Origin of the sequence: Kitasatospora sp. NBC_00458 (assembly GCF_036013975.1) — a bacterium.
Classification (GTDB): domain Bacteria; phylum Actinomycetota; class Actinomycetes; order Streptomycetales; family Streptomycetaceae; genus Kitasatospora.
In genome coordinates this window covers 5,075,983-5,090,909 of record NZ_CP107904.1, presented here as the reverse complement: position 1 = coordinate 5,090,909, position 14,927 = coordinate 5,075,983, and the positions used below count along the sequence as shown (strand labels likewise).

12 protein-coding genes are annotated in these 14,927 nt (G+C 76.0%); 5 read left to right on the top strand and 7 right to left on the bottom strand.

Features of this window, described 5'->3' with window-relative positions; translation table 11 throughout:
• Positions 1-215 precede the first annotated feature (215 nt).
• On the top strand, positions 216-2,720 hold the full coding sequence (locus OG550_RS21215; protein WP_327679849.1) for a helicase C-terminal domain-containing protein: 2,505 nt from the start codon (positions 216-218) through the stop codon (positions 2,718-2,720).
• A 57-nt stretch (positions 2,721-2,777) separates the two neighbouring features.
• On the opposite strand, the gene OG550_RS21210 is transcribed toward OG550_RS21215, so the two are convergent.
• Complete coding sequence (locus OG550_RS21210; protein WP_327679847.1) at positions 2,778-3,044, bottom strand: hypothetical protein; 267 nt, start codon at positions 3,042-3,044, stop codon at positions 2,778-2,780.
• A gap of 194 nt (positions 3,045-3,238) precedes the next feature.
• Between OG550_RS21210 and OG550_RS21205 the strand changes: the two genes are divergently transcribed.
• Positions 3,239-3,643 (top strand): hypothetical protein, encoded by a 405-nt coding sequence (locus OG550_RS21205; protein ID WP_327679845.1) that lies wholly within the window; start codon positions 3,239-3,241, stop codon positions 3,641-3,643.
• 82 nt (positions 3,644-3,725) lie between these two features.
• Positions 3,726-5,363, top strand: a complete 1,638-nt coding sequence (locus tag OG550_RS21200; RefSeq protein WP_327679842.1) for a DNA repair helicase XPB — start codon at positions 3,726-3,728, stop codon at positions 5,361-5,363.
• Between the two features lie 13 nt (positions 5,364-5,376).
• Here the strand turns inward: OG550_RS21200 and OG550_RS21195 are convergent, their stop codons facing one another.
• Positions 5,377-5,568: a hypothetical protein gene (locus OG550_RS21195; protein ID WP_327679841.1), complete on the bottom strand. Its 192-nt coding sequence runs from the start codon at positions 5,566-5,568 to the stop codon at positions 5,377-5,379.
• Positions 5,569-5,856: 288 nt separating this feature from the next.
• On the opposite strand from OG550_RS21195, the gene OG550_RS21190 reads away from it, so the two are divergent.
• A complete protein-coding gene (locus tag OG550_RS21190; protein WP_327679839.1) occupies positions 5,857-7,908 on the top strand; it encodes a HelD family protein in 2,052 nt (683 codons plus the stop codon).
• A 168-nt stretch (positions 7,909-8,076) separates the two neighbouring features.
• Here OG550_RS21190 and OG550_RS21185 read toward each other — a convergent pair whose 3' ends face one another.
• The 3 genes from OG550_RS21185 to OG550_RS21175 all read right to left on the bottom strand — a co-directional run bounded on the left by OG550_RS21185 (position 8,077) and on the right by OG550_RS21175 (position 10,402).
• Positions 8,077-8,763, bottom strand: coding sequence for a copper homeostasis protein CutC (locus OG550_RS21185; RefSeq protein WP_327679837.1), 687 nt, complete (start codon positions 8,761-8,763; stop codon positions 8,077-8,079).
• A gap of 284 nt (positions 8,764-9,047) precedes the next feature.
• Positions 9,048-10,016: a hypothetical protein gene (locus OG550_RS21180; protein WP_327679835.1), complete on the bottom strand. Its 969-nt coding sequence runs from the start codon at positions 10,014-10,016 to the stop codon at positions 9,048-9,050.
• Positions 10,013-10,402, bottom strand: a complete 390-nt coding sequence (locus tag OG550_RS21175) for a PadR family transcriptional regulator (RefSeq protein WP_327679834.1) — start codon at positions 10,400-10,402, stop codon at positions 10,013-10,015. The genes OG550_RS21180 and OG550_RS21175 overlap by 4 nt, the downstream gene beginning before the upstream one ends.
• An 81-nt stretch (positions 10,403-10,483) precedes the next feature.
• Here OG550_RS21175 and OG550_RS21170 point away from each other — a divergent pair, with 81 nt between their 5' ends.
• On the top strand, positions 10,484-11,164 hold the full coding sequence (locus OG550_RS21170) for an HD domain-containing protein (RefSeq protein WP_327679832.1): 681 nt from the start codon (positions 10,484-10,486) through the stop codon (positions 11,162-11,164).
• 170 nt (positions 11,165-11,334) lie between these two features.
• On the opposite strand, the gene OG550_RS21165 is transcribed toward OG550_RS21170, so the two are convergent.
• On the bottom strand, positions 11,335-14,085 hold the full coding sequence (locus tag OG550_RS21165; RefSeq protein ID WP_327679830.1) for an ABC transporter permease: 2,751 nt from the start codon (positions 14,083-14,085) through the stop codon (positions 11,335-11,337).
• The gene (locus OG550_RS21160) at positions 14,082-14,834 is read right to left on the bottom strand and encodes an ABC transporter ATP-binding protein (RefSeq protein ID WP_327679828.1); all 753 of its coding nucleotides are present in this window, start codon (positions 14,832-14,834) and stop codon (positions 14,082-14,084) included. The genes OG550_RS21165 and OG550_RS21160 overlap by 4 nt, the downstream gene beginning before the upstream one ends.
• Between the last annotated feature and the right edge of the window lie 93 nt (positions 14,835-14,927).

Here is a 14,927-nt window from a genome sequence, read left to right as displayed (position 1 = left end):
CCGTCCCCGTCCTCGCTGCCCGTGACGGTACCCACCCGCCGTCCCGCCACGCGAGCCGAACCGCACACCGGACGCCGCTCCGAACCCCCGCCGCGGCCCCCCGCCGGACCGTAGGCCGGACCGCGAGCCGACCCGGCCTCCCCGCCGAAGCGACCCGCACCAACCGCCCTCCGCCCCATCCCCCACCCCGCCCCGGCCCGACTAACCTAGGTCGAATGACCACACAGCAGGGCCCCCAACGCCAGGCCAAGTCCGCCGCCGGCCCCCGCACCCTCGCCGAGGAACTCCGCACGCGGCCCGACGACGACCTCGCCACCCTGCTCCGGTCCCGCCCCGACCTGCTCAACCCCGTCCCCGGCGACCTCACCCAGCTCGCCGCCCGACTCTCCTCCCGCGCCTCCGCCCTGCGCGCACTGGAGCGGCTGGACCGGTTCACCCTGCAGGTCGCCGAGGCGCTCGCGGCCCTCCCGGACGGCGCCACCCCGACCGCCGTCCGCACCCTGCTCGCCGGGCCGGCCAAGGTGAAGCCGCACCCCGGCGCCACCCCGCTGACCCCCGCCGACCGCTCCGCCGTCGCCGCCGCACTCCCCCGCGCGCTCGCCACCCTGCGCGACCGCGCACTGCTCTGGGGCCCCGACAACGGCCTGCGCCTGGTCATCGCCGCCCGCGAGGCGCTCGCCCCGACCGCCGCCAACCCCGGCCGCACCGGCCTCGGCCCGACCTTCGCCGAGGCCAGCACCGGGATGTCCCCGGCCCGCCTCCAACAGCTGCTCGACTCCGCCGGGCAGCCCCCGACGCCCGACCCGGTCTCCGCCGTCGCCGCGTTCGCCGCGCTGCTCACCGACCGCCCCCGCTGCGACCGGCTGCTGGCCACCGCCCCCGAACCGGCGCTGCGGCTGCTCGAACGGCTCGTCTGGGGCCCGCCCACCGGCACCGTCCCGGACGCCACCCGCCCGGTCACCGCCGAGGACGCGCAGAGCCCGGTGGAGTGGCTGCTCGCCCGCGGCCTGCTGCTGCCCACCAGCCCGGGCAGCGTCGTCCTCCCCCGCGAGCTCGCCCTCCACCTGCGCGGCGGCCGCTCGCACCGCGTCGTCGAACCGCTCCAGCCCGAGCCCGCGCCCGCCGCTCCACCGCGCGATCCACAGGCTGTGGACAACGCCGCCGCCGGCCAGGCGCACACCGCCGTCCGCACCGTCGAGGAACTGCTCGACCTCTGGGGCCTCACCCCGCCGCCCACCCTGCGCGCCGGCGGTCTCGGCGTCCGCGACCTCAAGCGCACCGCGCAGGCGCTGGAGACCACCGAGCAGCTCGCCTCCTTCTGGATCGAACTCGCCCACACCTCCGGCCTGTTGGCCCCGGACGGCGAGGCCGACGAACGCTGGGCGCCCACCCCCGCCTACGACGACTGGCTCCACCTCGGCACCGCCGCCCGCTGGACCGTCCTCGCCCAGGCCTGGCTCGCCGCCACCCGCGTCCCCGCCCTCGCCGGCAGCGCCGACAGCAAGGGCAAGCCGCGCGCCGTCCTCGGCCCGGAGCTGGACCGCACCCTCGCCCCGTCCGTCCGCCGCGCCGCCCTCGCCCTGCTCGCCGAGCTGCCGCCCGGCACCCCGGCCACCGCCGCCGAACTGCTGCCCACCCTCCGCTGGCAGCGCCCGCTGCGCGGCGGTCCGACCGCGCCCGACGGCCGCGACCTGCGCGACGACCTCGCCGGCTGGACCCTCGCCGAGGCCGAACTCCTCGGCGTCACCGGCCGGGGCGCCCTCGCCGCCCCCGCCCGCGCGCTGCTCACCGCCGAGGCCGACCCCGCCGAGGTCCTGGCGCCGCTGCTGCCGCAGCCGCTGGACCACGTCATCCTCCAGCCCGACCTCACCGCGGTCGCCCCCGGCCCGCTGCTCACCCCGCTCGCCCACGCGCTCGCGCTCTGCGCCGACATCGAGTCCAAGGGCGGCGCCACCGTCTACCGGTTCACCCCCGGGTCGGTCCGGCGCGCCCTCGACGCCGGACGGAGCGCCGCCGACCTGCGGGCCTTCCTGGAGCAGCACTCCCGGACCCCGGTCCCCCAGCCGCTCGGCTACCTGATCGACGACGTCGCCCGGCGGCACGGCATCCTGCGGGTCGGCGCCGCCTCCTCGTACCTGCGCTGCGACGACCCCGCGCTGCTCAACGAGGTGCTCGCGGACCGCCGCTCCGCCGAACTGCGCCTGCGGCTGCTCGCCCCCACCGTGCTGGCCTCCCAGGCCCCGCCCGACGTCCTGCTCGCCACCCTGCGCACCATGGGGTACGCGCCGGCCGCCGAGTCCGCCGAGGGCGACGTGCTGATCACCCGCCCCGACAGCCACCGCACCCCGCCCCGGACGGCCCCCGTGCCCGTCCCGGACGGACCGCCCACGCCGGACGACACGCTGCTCGCCGCCGCGATCAAGGCGATCCGGGCCGGCGACCGGGCCGCCACCGCCGCCCGCCGCGAGCCGACCGCCACCGCCGGGCGCCAACTCCCGCGCACGGCGGCCGCCGAGACGCTCGCCTCGCTCCAGACGGCCGTCCTGCTCGGCGAACGGATGTGGATCGGCTACCTCAACGCGGAGGGCCTCGCCAGCCAGCGGATCATCGACCCGGTCAAGGTCGAAGGCGGCTTCGTCACCGCCTTCGACCACCACGACGGGGAGCTGCGCACCTTCGCGCTGCACCGGATCACCGGCGTGGCCGAGCTCGACGAGTAGCCGCCGGCCGGGCCGGCCGACGGCGGACCGACCGGCGGAGGGCCGACCGGCGGAGGGTCAGTGCCCCTGCTGCTGGGCCGCCTGCTCCGCCTGCTTCTCCTTCATCGCCTTGTCCGCCATGGCGGCGAGGTCGCCCTGCCCGACCGGCATCACGGAGTTGGCGCCGGCGAGGTCCGCGAGCAGGAACGCGGGCGCCGCGAGCGGACCGCCCGGCCCCTCGCCGATACCCGCCAGGGCGTGCGCGGAGGTGGCCGAGGAGGCGGTGGCGGCGAAGGCCGTGCCGGCCAGGGCGAGAGCGGTGAGAACGCGCTTCGACTTGTTCATACCCGCATCAACGAGCCGCCCCGACCCTGGTCACCCCGTCCCGCGCGCCCCCGCGCGCCGCACGCCGGGGCGCCGGAGCCCGTCCCCGCCCCGGCCCGGCCCCCGTCCGCCCTGCGCTGCGGTTGACGCGCACCGCCCGGCGGCGTAGTCCGGAGGAAGGGCACAGGGGGGAGGGGGCGACGGAAGGAGCCATCATGCTCGGCGACCCGATCGGTGAAACCAGGAACCGCGACACCGGCCGACGAGTCCTCGCCGCCGAGGACGGACACGTCGTCGTCGAGGTCTCGTTCGAGGGCAGCGGCGACTACTACGGGACCGCCGTCAAGGGGTTCGGCACCTACGAGTCCGAGCTCCGCGCCGACGGCACCCTCCGCGGCGAGGGCCAGGGCGTCGACATGACCGCCGACGGCCAGACGATCACCTGGCACGGCATCGGCGTCGGCCACTTCACCGAGGGCGGCGGCACCAGCTGGCGCGGATCGCTCTTCTTCTCCACCGCGTCACCGCAGTTCGAGCGCCTCAACGGCCTCGTCGGACTGTTCGAGTACGAGGTCGCCCCGGACGGCACGTCCACCGGCAAGTACCACGAGTGGAAGTAGCCTCCCGACCACACCGCCGGATGCGCGACACTGGAGGGTCTGCGTCCCTGCAGACCTGTCAGCCAGTGGAGGGCTCCCCCGCGTGAACGACGGACCACTCATCGTCCAGAGCGACAAAACTCTCCTCCTGGAGATCGACCACCCCAAGGCCGCCGAGTGCCGCCGCGCCATCGCGCCGTTCGCCGAACTGGAGCGCGCGCCCGAACACGTGCACACCTACCGGGTCACCCCGCTCGGCCTGTGGAACGCGCGCGCCGCCGGCCACGACGCCGAGCAGGTGGTCGACGCCCTGGTCACGTACTCCCGCTACCCGGTGCCGCACGCACTGCTGGTCGACGTGGCCGACACCATGGCCCGGTACGGGCGGCTCCGGCTGAGCAAGCACCCCACCCACGGCCTGGTGCTCACCACCACCGACCGCCCGGTGCTGGAGGAGGTGCTGCGCTCCAGGAAGATCGCCCCGCTGGTCGGGGCCCGGGTCGACCCGGACAGCGTCGTCGTGCACCCCTCCGAGCGCGGCCAGATCAAGCAGGTGCTGCTCAAGCTCGGCTGGCCCGCCGAGGACCTCGCCGGCTACGTCGACGGCGAGGCGCACCCCATCGAGCTCGACGAGGACGGCTGGCAGCTGCGCCCCTACCAGGCGCAGGCCGTCGAGGGCTTCTGGCACGGCGGCTCGGGCGTCGTCGTGCTGCCCTGCGGCGCCGGCAAGACCCTGGTCGGCGCGGCGGCGATGGCACAGGCCAAGTCGACCACGCTGATCCTGGTCACCAACACCGTCTCGGCCCGCCAGTGGAAGCACGAGCTGGTCAAGCGGACCTCGCTCACCGAGGACGAGATCGGCGAGTACAGCGGCACCAGGAAGGAGATCCGCCCGGTCACCATCGCGACCTACCAGGTGATGACGACCAAGCGGAAGGGCGTCTACGCCCACCTGGAACTCTTCGACGCCCGCAACTGGGGCCTGGTCGTCTACGACGAGGTGCACCTGCTGCCGGCGCCGGTCTTCAAGTTCACCGCCGACCTCCAGGCCCGCCGCCGGCTCGGCCTGACCGCCACCCTGGTCCGCGAGGACGGCCGCGAGGGCGACGTCTTCTCGCTCATCGGCCCCAAGCGCTTCGACGCGCCGTGGAAGGAGATCGAGGCCCAGGGCTACATCGCCCCCGCAGACTGCTGCGAGGTCCGGGTCACCCTGACCGACTCCGAGCGGCTCGCCTACGCCACCGCCGAACCCGAGGAGCGCTACCGCTTCTGCGCCACCACCGCGACCAAGCGCCGTGTGGTGGAGGCCCTGGTCAAGAAGCACGAGAAGGACCAGACGCTGATCATCGGCCAGTACATCGACCAGCTCGACGAGCTCGGCGAGACCCTGGACGCGCCCGTGATCAAGGGCGAGACCAGCAACGCCCAGCGCGAGAAGCTGTTCGACGCCTTCCGCAACAAGGAGATCAGCGTCCTCGTCGTCTCCAAGGTCGCCAACTTCTCCATCGACCTGCCCGAGGCGACCGTCGCGATCCAGGTCTCCGGCACGTTCGGCTCCCGCCAGGAGGAGGCCCAGCGCCTCGGCCGCGTGCTGCGCCCCAAGGCCGACGGCCACGCGGCGCACTTCTACTCCGTGGTCGCCCGTGACACCGTCGACCAGGACTTCGCCGCCCACCGCCAGCGCTTCCTCGCCGAACAGGGCTACGCCTACCGCATCATCGACGCGGACGACGTGCTGTAACGCGCGGGGACGCTCAGTACCCGACGCCGTCGCGCCCGAGGAGGACCACGCGCGCGGCGGTGTCGAGGGCGATGCCGACGTTGCGGACGGCGGTGGTCAGGGGGCCGCGGCGGCGGCCGGGGGTGCCGGTCGCGGTGGCGCCGGCGGGGCGGTCGGTGGACTTCTGGGACGGCACTCGGGGCGCCGTGACGTGTACGGAGCTCATGCTTCAACGGTAGGTTCCGGACACGCCGGGCACATCACCCCAAAGGCCGTGTCCGACAGGACGGAGGTCGTCCTCCGGGAGTACGGAGGCCCCGGGGGATCCCGGGGCTGGAACCCGGAGGCCGACCGGACTAGGATCGTCCGTCTGCCCCCTCCCGCACCGTGGTACCTGCTGTAGTCGCGCAGGCAGCCGGGGGAGGCGTCGACCGTTCGGCAACCGGTCGGCCGTATCCACCGTGAGCTCCTACGATCCGCTGCGCCGCGTCCGGGGCAGCCGGAAAGGTTCGCTGTGCCCGCCACCCCCACCACCGACCCCCTGCAGCGCGAACGCGACCACCTGGCCTCCTCCCGGGCCGCCCTGCGCGCGATGCGCGAGGACGTCGAGTCGCTGGACATCAGCGACGTCACCGGCACCTGGGTCACCGCCGTCGTGCTCCAGAACCAGATCGAGGCCCGGATCGCCGCCCTGGCCGACCTCTCGCACACCCCGCTGTTCTTCGGCCGCCTCGACTACCTCCACGCGATCAGCGAGGAACTGTCCGAGGGCTCCGGCGGCGAGAGCTTCTACATCGGCCGCCGGCACGTGCACGACGCCGACGGCGACCCCATGGTGATCGACTGGCGCGCGCCGGTCTCCCAGCCGTTCTACCGGGCCAGCCGGACCGATCCGCTGGACGTCGAACGGCGCCGCCGGTTCGGCTACACCGGCGGCGAGCTGACCGCGTACGAGGACGAGCACCTCACCGACCCCGCGGAGCACGACACCTCCTCCGCACTGCTGGCCGCCGAGATCGAGAAGCCCCGCGTCGGCCCGATGCGCGACATCGTGGCCACCATCCAGCCGGAGCAGGACGTCATCGTCCGCGCCGACATCTCCGGCAGCCTCTGCGTGCAGGGCGCGCCCGGCACCGGGAAGACCGCCGTCGGCCTGCACCGCGTGGCGTACCTGCTGTACGCGCACCGCGAGCGGCTCGCCCGGACCGGCACCCTGGTGATCGGCCCGAACAGCGCCTTCCTCTCCTACATCGAGCAGGTCCTGCCCGCGCTCGGCGAGCTGGACGTCGCGCAGGCGACCGTGCAGCAGCTGGTCGGGCACGTCGAGGTGCGGGCCGAGGAGCCCGCCGAGGCGGCCCGGCTGAAGGGCGACGCCCGGATGGCCGAGGTGCTGCGCCGGGCGGTCCGGTCCGGCATCGCGCTGCCCACCGAGCCGTGCGTGGTGGTCCGCGGCTCGCGCCGCTGGCGCGTCCCGGTGCACGAACTGGTCTCGATCATCGAGGAACTGAAGGACCGTGACATCCGGTACGGCGCCGCCCGGGACGCCCTGCCGCAGCGGATCTCGCACGCCGTGCTGCTGAAGATGGAGCAGGGCGGCGAGGCCCCGGACGACCGGGTGCAGGACGCGGTGGCCCGCAACGCCGCGGTGAAGGCGGTGGTCAAGGAGTGCTGGCCGCAGGTCGACCCGGCGAAGCTGGTGCTGCGGCTGCTGTCCGACCCGGAGTTCCTGGCCGCCTGCGCGGAGGGCGTGCTGACCCCCGGGGAGCAGGCCGCCGTGCTGTGGCCGAAGCCGGGCCGCTCGGTGAGGACCGCCCGCTGGACGGCCGCCGACGCCGTGCTCGTCGACGAGGCGACGGACCTGGTGCAGCGCACGCCCTCGCTCGGCCACGTGGTCCTGGACGAGGCGCAGGACCTCTCGCCGATGCAGTACCGCGCGGTCGGCCGCCGCTGCACCACCGGCTCGGCGACCGTGCTCGGGGACCTCGCCCAGGGCACCACCCCCTGGGCCACCGCGAGCTGGCCGGAGGCCCTGCACCACCTGGGCAAGTCCGGCGCCCACATCGAGGAGCTGACCAAGGGCTTCCGGGTGCCGGAGGAGGTCATCTCCTACGCCTCCCGGCTGCTGCCGGCGATCGCCCCCGGCCTGGCCCCGGCCGGTTCGGTCCGCGACGCCCCGGGCTCCCTGACCGTCCGCCACGTCGCCGGGGAGGGACGGACGGAGGCCGTCATCGAGGCCTGCCGCCGGGCCCTGGGGAACGAGGGGTCGACCGGTCTGATCGCGGCCGACGCGCACGTCCCGCTGCTCGCGGAGGCGCTGGCGGCGGCCGGACTGCCGCATCTCGCCCCGGGCACCGAGACCAGTGCGGACGCCCGGCTGACGCTCGTCCCCGCCTCGCTGGCCAAGGGTCTGGAGTACGACTACGTGGTGCTCGACGAGCCGGCCGCGGTGATCGCCGGGGAGCCGGACGAGCGGACCGGCCTGCGGCGGCTGTACGTGGCGCTGACCCGTGCCGTCTCCGGCCTGGAGGTGCTGCACTCGGAGCCGCTGCCCGAACAGCTGCGCTGACACCCGGCCGCCCGCCGCTCACGGACGGCGGGCGGCGGGCGGCGGGCCCCGGCGGCACGGCGGGCCGGAACGCCGGAGCCCCGGAACGCCTGCGCTCCGGGGCTCCTGCTCGAACGGGCCCCTGCTCGAACGGGGCCCTGCTCGAACGGGGCCCTGCTCGAACGGTGCTCAGCCGTCGATCAGCGCCCGCCACTCGGCGACCTTGGCGGCGTCCACCGGCGACTGCCACCCCTCGACCCGCACCGCGCCGCCGACGTGGAAGGCGTCGAAGCCGGCCGCCCGCAGCCCGGGCAGGTGCTCGGCGCGCAGGCCGCCGCCGATCAGGATCCGCTGGGTGAAACCGGGCTCGCCGGCCCGGGCCAGCTCGGAGAGCAGCACGTCGCGGCCCGCGTCCACGCCGCCGGCCGCGCCGGAGGTGAGGAAGGTGTCGAGTCCGGGCAGCGCGCCGACGGCCGCGCGGACCGCGGCGCGGTCGGCGCTGTGGTCGATCGCGCGGTGGAAGGTCCAGCGGCAGCCGGCCACCGCGTCGGCGACCGCCTCGGTGGCGGCGAGGTCGACGCCGCCCCCGGCGTCGAGGAAGCCGAAGACGAACTCCTCGGCGCCCTCGGCCCGGAGGGCGGCGGCCCGGGCGCGCAGCTCGTCGAGGTCACCGGGCGCGAAGCCGTCGCGGATGCGCAGCATGACGCGCAGCGGCAGCTCGACGGCCTCGCGGATCTTGGCGAAGTCCTCGGCCGAGGGGGTCAGCCCGTCGGCGGCCATGTCCGTGACCAGTTCGAGCCGGTCGGCGCCGCCCGACTCGGCGGCCTGGGCGTCCTGGGGCGTCAGCGCGATGACTTCGAAAATTGGTCTAGACATATCAGACAGCCTGCCACATCGGGCAGCCCCCGGCGAGCCCCGTGCAGCCACCCGGAGGACCGGGCCCGCCCGGCGGCGCCCGGTGGAACCCCCCGACCGGGCCGCCCGCCGGAACCGTCCGGCGGAGCCACCGGCCCGGACCCGGAAAGACGGAACGGCCGGGCGACCGGTCCCACAACCGGTCGTCCGGCCGTTCAGGGGCGGCGAAGCCCCGGCCGTCCCCGCTCCGCAGGTTTCACGCGGACCCCGTCGGGCCGCACGGTCCCCGGCGGACCCGAGCGAACTCAGGCGAGGCTCCGGCCACCTCCCGCCCCGGCTCCACCCCGGCCGAGCAGTCGGCCGAGCACCAGCAGCACCACCAGACCGCCGGCCACCAGCGGCGCCAGCCGCCACATCCCGCCGACGACCTGCCAGAGGCGGAAGAGGCTGAACTCCGCGCTCAGCGCCAGCACCGTCAGCCCCATCGCGGCCGGCACCAGCCACCCGCGCGCCAGGGCGAGCATCGCGACCAGCGGAACGGCCAGCAGCACGAGGGCCGTCGGCCCGTCCATCAGCACGTAGGAGCTGTAGAAGTCCTCGGCCAGCAGGACCAGTCCGCCCCCGACCGCCGAGGCCGCCACCACGGCCCGGACCCGCCAGGTCGGCCGCTCCAGCAGCTCCTGCGGTGCGAGCGCGAACAGCACGCCGGACACCAGCTGCGGCGTCGCCGCGCTGGACCCCTCGAAGAGCTGCCACCCGTCGTCCGAGACCCCGACCACCTCCACCATCCGCAGCACCCCGGCGAGCGCCACGACCAGCGCCGTCACCCGGGCCGCCTGCCAGCGGCCCGCCAGCACGAAGCCCAGCAGCAGCAGCGGGACGAGCATCTCCCCGACGGAGGCGAGGAAGCCGGGGACGTGGGTGAGCCGGTCGGGCGTCATCAGCAGCCGGTACCGGTGCTGGCCGAGCGCGCTGCCCAGGGCCTGCGCGACCCCGAGTCCGGCGATCGCCCCGGCGATCAGCGGCGCGGCCACCGCGAGCAGCCGCCCCACGACGGAGGAGGAGGTCAGCCCGGTGCGCATGCGCAGGCCGTACGCCCCGAGGTCGACCGCCTCGCGGGCGGTGGCCAGCTTGCCCGACTCGGCGGTGCTGTCGGCGAAGACGGCGGAGAGCTCGTCCCCGCGCTCGCGCCGGTAGCGGGCCGGGTAGAGCCGGAGCGCGGCGCGGAAGGCCACCGGCTCGGCCAGGAATCCGGGAAAGGTCTGATGGGTCATGCGAAGGCCCCCCTGACCCTCAGGAACGCCGGGCGCGCCGGCCCGGCCGGTCGGACGGCGGCCGGACGGACGGCCGCGAGCCGCCGCTGCGCCTCGTCCGCGACGGAGCGCAGGCGTTCGGCCTCGGCGCCCAGCGCGCCCCGCCCGCCCTCGGTGAGCGCGTAGGTGCGACGGGCCCGGCCGTCGACGATCTCCTCGGCGGCGACCTCGATCAGGCCCTGCTGGAGCAGGCGGTCGAGCGCGCCGTACAACGTGCCGGTGCGCATCTTGACCCGGCCGTCGGAAATCGCGGCGATCTCCTGGATGAGCGCGTAGCCGTGCCTGGGGGCGTCGGCGAGCGCGGTGAGCAGAAGCAGCGTCGGCTCCTGCATGGCCCGTTCTGTCATGTGACTACATATACCGTCCACCGGCATATCCAGTCCAGTAGAACCGCTCACCGGTCCGCCGGGCCCGGACAGAATGGCCCCATGCCCGACGCGCCCGATCCCGACCTCCTCGCCGCCTGGACCGCCCTGCTCCGCCGCTGCGGCGCCGCGGACGACCCCGAACCGGCCGGCCGGGAGCTGCTGCGCCGCTGGGCCGAGCCGCAGCGCCGCTACCACTCCACCGGCCACCTGCGGGCGGTGCTGGCCCACGTGGACGCGCTCGCCGGCCACGCCGACGACCCGGACGCCGTCCGGCTCGCCGCCTGGTTCCACGACGCCGTCTACCGCCCGGACCGGTCCGAGAACGAGGAACGCAGCGCCGTCCTCGCCGTCCGGGCCCTCGCCGGGGCCGGACTCCCCGCCGCACGGGTCGACGAGGTCGCCCGGCTGGTCCGGCTCACCGTCACCCACCACCCCGGGCCCGGCGACCGCGACGGCGAGGTGCTCTGCGACGCCGACCTCGCCGTCCTCGGCGGCACCCCGGAGGCCTACGCCGCGTACGCGGCCGCCGTCCGGGAGGAGTACGCCTTCGTCCCCGAGCCGGACTTCCGGGCCGGGCGCGCGGCCGTGCTCCGCCGACTCCTCGCGCTCCCCGCGCTCTACCGCACGCCCACCGCGCGCGAGCGGTTCGACGCCCCCGCCCGCGCCAACCTGACCGCCGAACTCGCCCAACTCGCCCAACTCGCCGAACCGACCGGCGCGAGCGGACCGACCGGCGCCTGACCCCGCCCCGCGTCCGGAGGCCCCGCAAGCCGGAGGACCGGGGCGGCGAAGGACCGGACGCCGAAAGACCGGGACACCGGAGGACCGGGACACCGGATCGGGCCCGGCCGCCGAAGCGGCCGGGCCCGTCGGTGCGGGGCCACCGGACGAGGGCGCCGGAGCGCCGTCCGTCACCCCGCCCGCCGCGCCAACGGCAGCCTCCCACCGGTGAACGCGGCCGCACCCAGCCCCGCCACCACCGGCAGCACCACCGTGACCAGCAGGATCACCCCCCAGGGCGCGGCGAAGGACGCCGCCCCCGAGTGCCCGGCGCCGTGCGCCCGGAGCAGTCCCATCGCGGGCACGAACCCGCTGACCGTGCCGAGCACCGCCCCGATCCCCGCGATCAGCACGCACTGCAGCCCGGCCTGCACCCGCCGGATCCGCGGCGGCGCGCCGACCGCGGCCAGCGTGGCCTGGTCGTTGCGCGAGTCGGCGGCGGCGAGCCCGGTGGCCACGGCCGCGGCGCCCAGCACCACGACGGCGGCGAACCCGGTGAGCGCGAGGGTGTTCAGGTCCCCCTTCGGCTGGTAGCCGCGCTCCACCTGGAGCCGGGCGAACGGGACGATCCGCGCCACGGTCGCCTCGGCCCGCTGCTGCTCCTTCGGGGTGGGCGCGGTCTCCGGCAGCCAGACCGACCCGGCCGGGCGGGCGTCGAGGGCGGCCTTCCGCACCGCCTCGGGGCTCATCAGCGCCGCGCCGAACCGGGCGGCCTCCGGGTTCGCGACGAGCACGGCCTCGACGCCGACCTCCCGCCGGTCCGGCTTCGGCACCTCGCCGGGCTGGAGCGGAGCCGCCCCGGCACCGCCCTGCATGGTCAGCACGGCCTGGCCGTCGTGCAGGTAGGCGGGGTCGAAGACGACCGTCTTGCCGGCCGCCAGCGCCTCCTCCGCCGTCCGGTCGTGCAGCCCGAAGAGGTTGTGCAGGACGGTCGCGTCCCCCGCCAGGGTCCGCGCCCGGGCCATGCCCGGCTCGGGCCGGCCGGTCCCCTTGAGCAGGACGCTGGAGGAGCACTCCGGGCAGAAGACGTAGACGACGTCGTACACGTCGGCGCGGGCGCCGAGGCCCGGCAGGTCCTTCTCGACACCGCTGCGCAGCCGCGCCAGCTGCGGACTGTCCGCCTTGAGGGCGGCGTCGACCACGACGGCGCCGATCGGGGCCGACGGCCGGTAGTCGGCGCGGTCCTGCGCCTCGGTGCCGGTGGTGTAGACGCCGACGGCGACGGCCCCGGCGACGGCGGCCAGCACGGCGGCCACGGCCGGTGCGGTGCGGCCCCGGTGGCGGGCCGAGTCGCGCAGGGCGAGCCGGGGCCCGAGCGGCAGCCGGCGGGCCAGCCGGCCGAACAGGGCGATCAGCATCGGGGTGAAGAGCAGCAGGCCCAGTTCGGCGGTGGCCGCGCCGGCGAGCACCGAGAGCGTCCGGGCGCTGAAGGTCCCGACCACCGGCATGCCGCCGGTCTCGTAGGTGCCGACGCCGTAGAGCGCCACGGCCGCGCCGGTGCCGACCAGCAGCAGGCCCAGGACGGGGACCCAGCGGCTGGGGGCGGTGACGGTGTCCCGGCCGGTCAGGCCGGCCACCACGTCGCGGCGGGCGGCCTGGACGGCCGGCAGCACGGCGGCCAGCAGTGCGGTGAGGACACCGACGCCGCCGATCGCCAGCAGGTCGAGCGGGGCCAGCGCGAAGTGCCCGAAACGGCTGCCGCCCGCCTCCTCCGCCCAGGGCCGCACCGCGGCGACCAGGACGGTGCCGAGTCCGACGCCGAGCGCGGCGCCGGCCAGCCCGAGCACCAGTCCGGCACCGAGGACGACGGCGCGGACGTGGCCGCGGTGTCCGCCGGCTGCGCCGATCAGGGCGAGCTGGCGGCGCGAGCGGCGGGCGCCCACGGCGAACGCGGGGCCGGCCAGCAGCGCGACCTCCAGCAGTGCCATCCCGACGACGGTGACGAGCACGACGGTCCGGTCGTCGGAGGCGGACGCGACGCCCGCCCACGCGTTCTGCCGGTACGGGACGGCGGACGGGTCCGGCGGGTCGAGGGTGACGGCCCGGGAGGTGACGGTGAAGCCGTACCGGTTGAACTCCCGGACCTCGTCCCAGTCGAGCCGTTCGCCGGCCGGCAGCCGCACCAGCCACTGCTCGGGCGGGGCGCCCTCGTCGGTGCCGGACGCGGTCAGCCCCGGGGTCCCGGCCGGTGCGAGCGCCGCCGTGAGCGGGGCGATCACCTCGCCGGGCCGGCCGATCAGCTCCACCTTGCCGAGGTCACCGGGGTGCTCGACCACGCCGGTCAGGGTGAACGGCGCGTCCACGCCCTTGAGCGTGGTGGAGTCGCCGAGCCGCAGCCCCGCCTCGTCGAGGAAGGCCCGGGTGGCGGCGGCCTCGTGCGGCGCGGCCGGCGCCCGGCCGTCGACCAGGTCGAGCCGGCCGGACCAGACCGGCGTGGTCAGGTCGGCCTCGGCGGTCGCGGTGGTGAGGAGGCCCTCCCGGGTCGAGGCGCTCACCTCGGGCCCGGGGGTGGCCGGCAGCAGGACGGTGCCGCGCGGCAGCAGCTCGGCGGCCAGGGTGGCCGGGGCGGTCCCGGCGGCCCGCTGCTGCTCGGCGGTGGACCCCTCGGCGGCCGGCAGCACCCGGACGCCGTCCTCGGCGACCGGGGCCTGTTCGACGGAGCGGCCCGGACGGTAGGCGGTGAGCAGGGCGTCGCTCTCGCCCATCACCCGCTCGACCCGCTCGCCGGGGGTGAGCTGGCCGCTGCGGTAGACCACGTCGGCGCCGGTGACGCCGAGGACGGGCAGCGCGATCATGGCGACGACGAGGGCGCTGCGGCCCTTGGCTCGCAGGGCGTCGCGGCGGGCGATGCGCAGCGCGACGCGCAGGGCGGGGAGTCTCATCGGCCGGCCCCGTTCCGGCTGGACAGCTGCAGCAGGGTCTCGGCGTCCCGGCCGATGCTCTCGTCGACGATCCGGCCGTCGCGCAGGAAGACGACGCGGTCGGCCCAGACGGCGTGCCGGGGGTCGTGGGTGACCATCATGGCCGCGGCGCCGGCGTCGCAGCGGGCGCGCAGCACCCCGAGGACGGCCTCGCCGGTGGCGGAGTCGAGGGCGCCGGTGGGCTCGTCGGCGAGGACGAGGCGGCGGTCGCCGACCAGGGCGCGGGCGATGGCGACGCGCTGCTGCTGGCCGCCGGACATCTCCTCGGGGAAGCGGTTCGCGAGCTCGGGGATGCCGAGTTCCTCCAGGGCGGTGAGCGCCTCGCGGCGGGCGGCCCGCCCGGAGGTGCCGTCCAGTTCCCGGGGCAGCGCGATGTTCTCGGCGGCGGTGAGGGCCGGGATCAGGTTGTAGTCCTGGAAGACGTAGCCGACCGAGCGGCGGCGGAGGGCCGCGAGCCCGGTCCGGTTCAGCCCGCCGAGTTCGACGCCCTCGACCACCACCTGCCCGCCGGTGGGCCGGTCGAGACCGCCGGCCAGGGTGAGCAGGGTGGACTTGCCGGAGCCGGAGGGCCCCATCACGGCGACGAACTCGCCCGGGTGGACGGCCAGCTCGACGCCGCGCAGCGCGTACACCTGGACCGATCCCTGTCCGTGCACCCGGATGACGTTCCGCAGGTGCAGGACGGGTCGGGCGGAATCTGGCTGGGACATGGTTCTCCCCCTCGTTTCGCGGGGGCGGGCGGCCTCGCGGCCACCGACGCCCTACATACCGAGTATGTATACATCGCCCGAGGGGGATGACTC

Bases quoted from the DNA above. Each gene is read 5' to 3' on its own strand.
- OG550_RS21215 (WP_327679849.1), top strand. From the start codon at position 216: ATGACCACACAGCAGGGCCCCCAACGCCAGGCCAAGTCCGCCGCCGGC.
- OG550_RS21210 (WP_327679847.1), bottom strand. From the start codon at position 3,044: ATGAACAAGTCGAAGCGCGTTCTCACCGCTCTCGCCCTGGCCGGCACG.
- OG550_RS21205 (WP_327679845.1), top strand. From the start codon at position 3,239: ATGCTCGGCGACCCGATCGGTGAAACCAGGAACCGCGACACCGGCCGA.
- OG550_RS21195 (WP_327679841.1), bottom strand. From the start codon at position 5,568: ATGAGCTCCGTACACGTCACGGCGCCCCGAGTGCCGTCCCAGAAGTCC.
- OG550_RS21185 (WP_327679837.1), bottom strand. From the start codon at position 8,763: ATGTCTAGACCAATTTTCGAAGTCATCGCGCTGACGCCCCAGGACGCC.
- OG550_RS21180 (WP_327679835.1), bottom strand. From the start codon at position 10,016: ATGACCCATCAGACCTTTCCCGGATTCCTGGCCGAGCCGGTGGCCTTC.
- OG550_RS21175 (WP_327679834.1), bottom strand. From the start codon at position 10,402: ATGACAGAACGGGCCATGCAGGAGCCGACGCTGCTTCTGCTCACCGCG.
- OG550_RS21170 (WP_327679832.1), top strand. From the start codon at position 10,484: ATGCCCGACGCGCCCGATCCCGACCTCCTCGCCGCCTGGACCGCCCTG.
- OG550_RS21165 (WP_327679830.1), bottom strand. From the start codon at position 14,085: ATGAGACTCCCCGCCCTGCGCGTCGCGCTGCGCATCGCCCGCCGCGAC.
- OG550_RS21160 (WP_327679828.1), bottom strand. From the start codon at position 14,834: ATGTCCCAGCCAGATTCCGCCCGACCCGTCCTGCACCTGCGGAACGTC.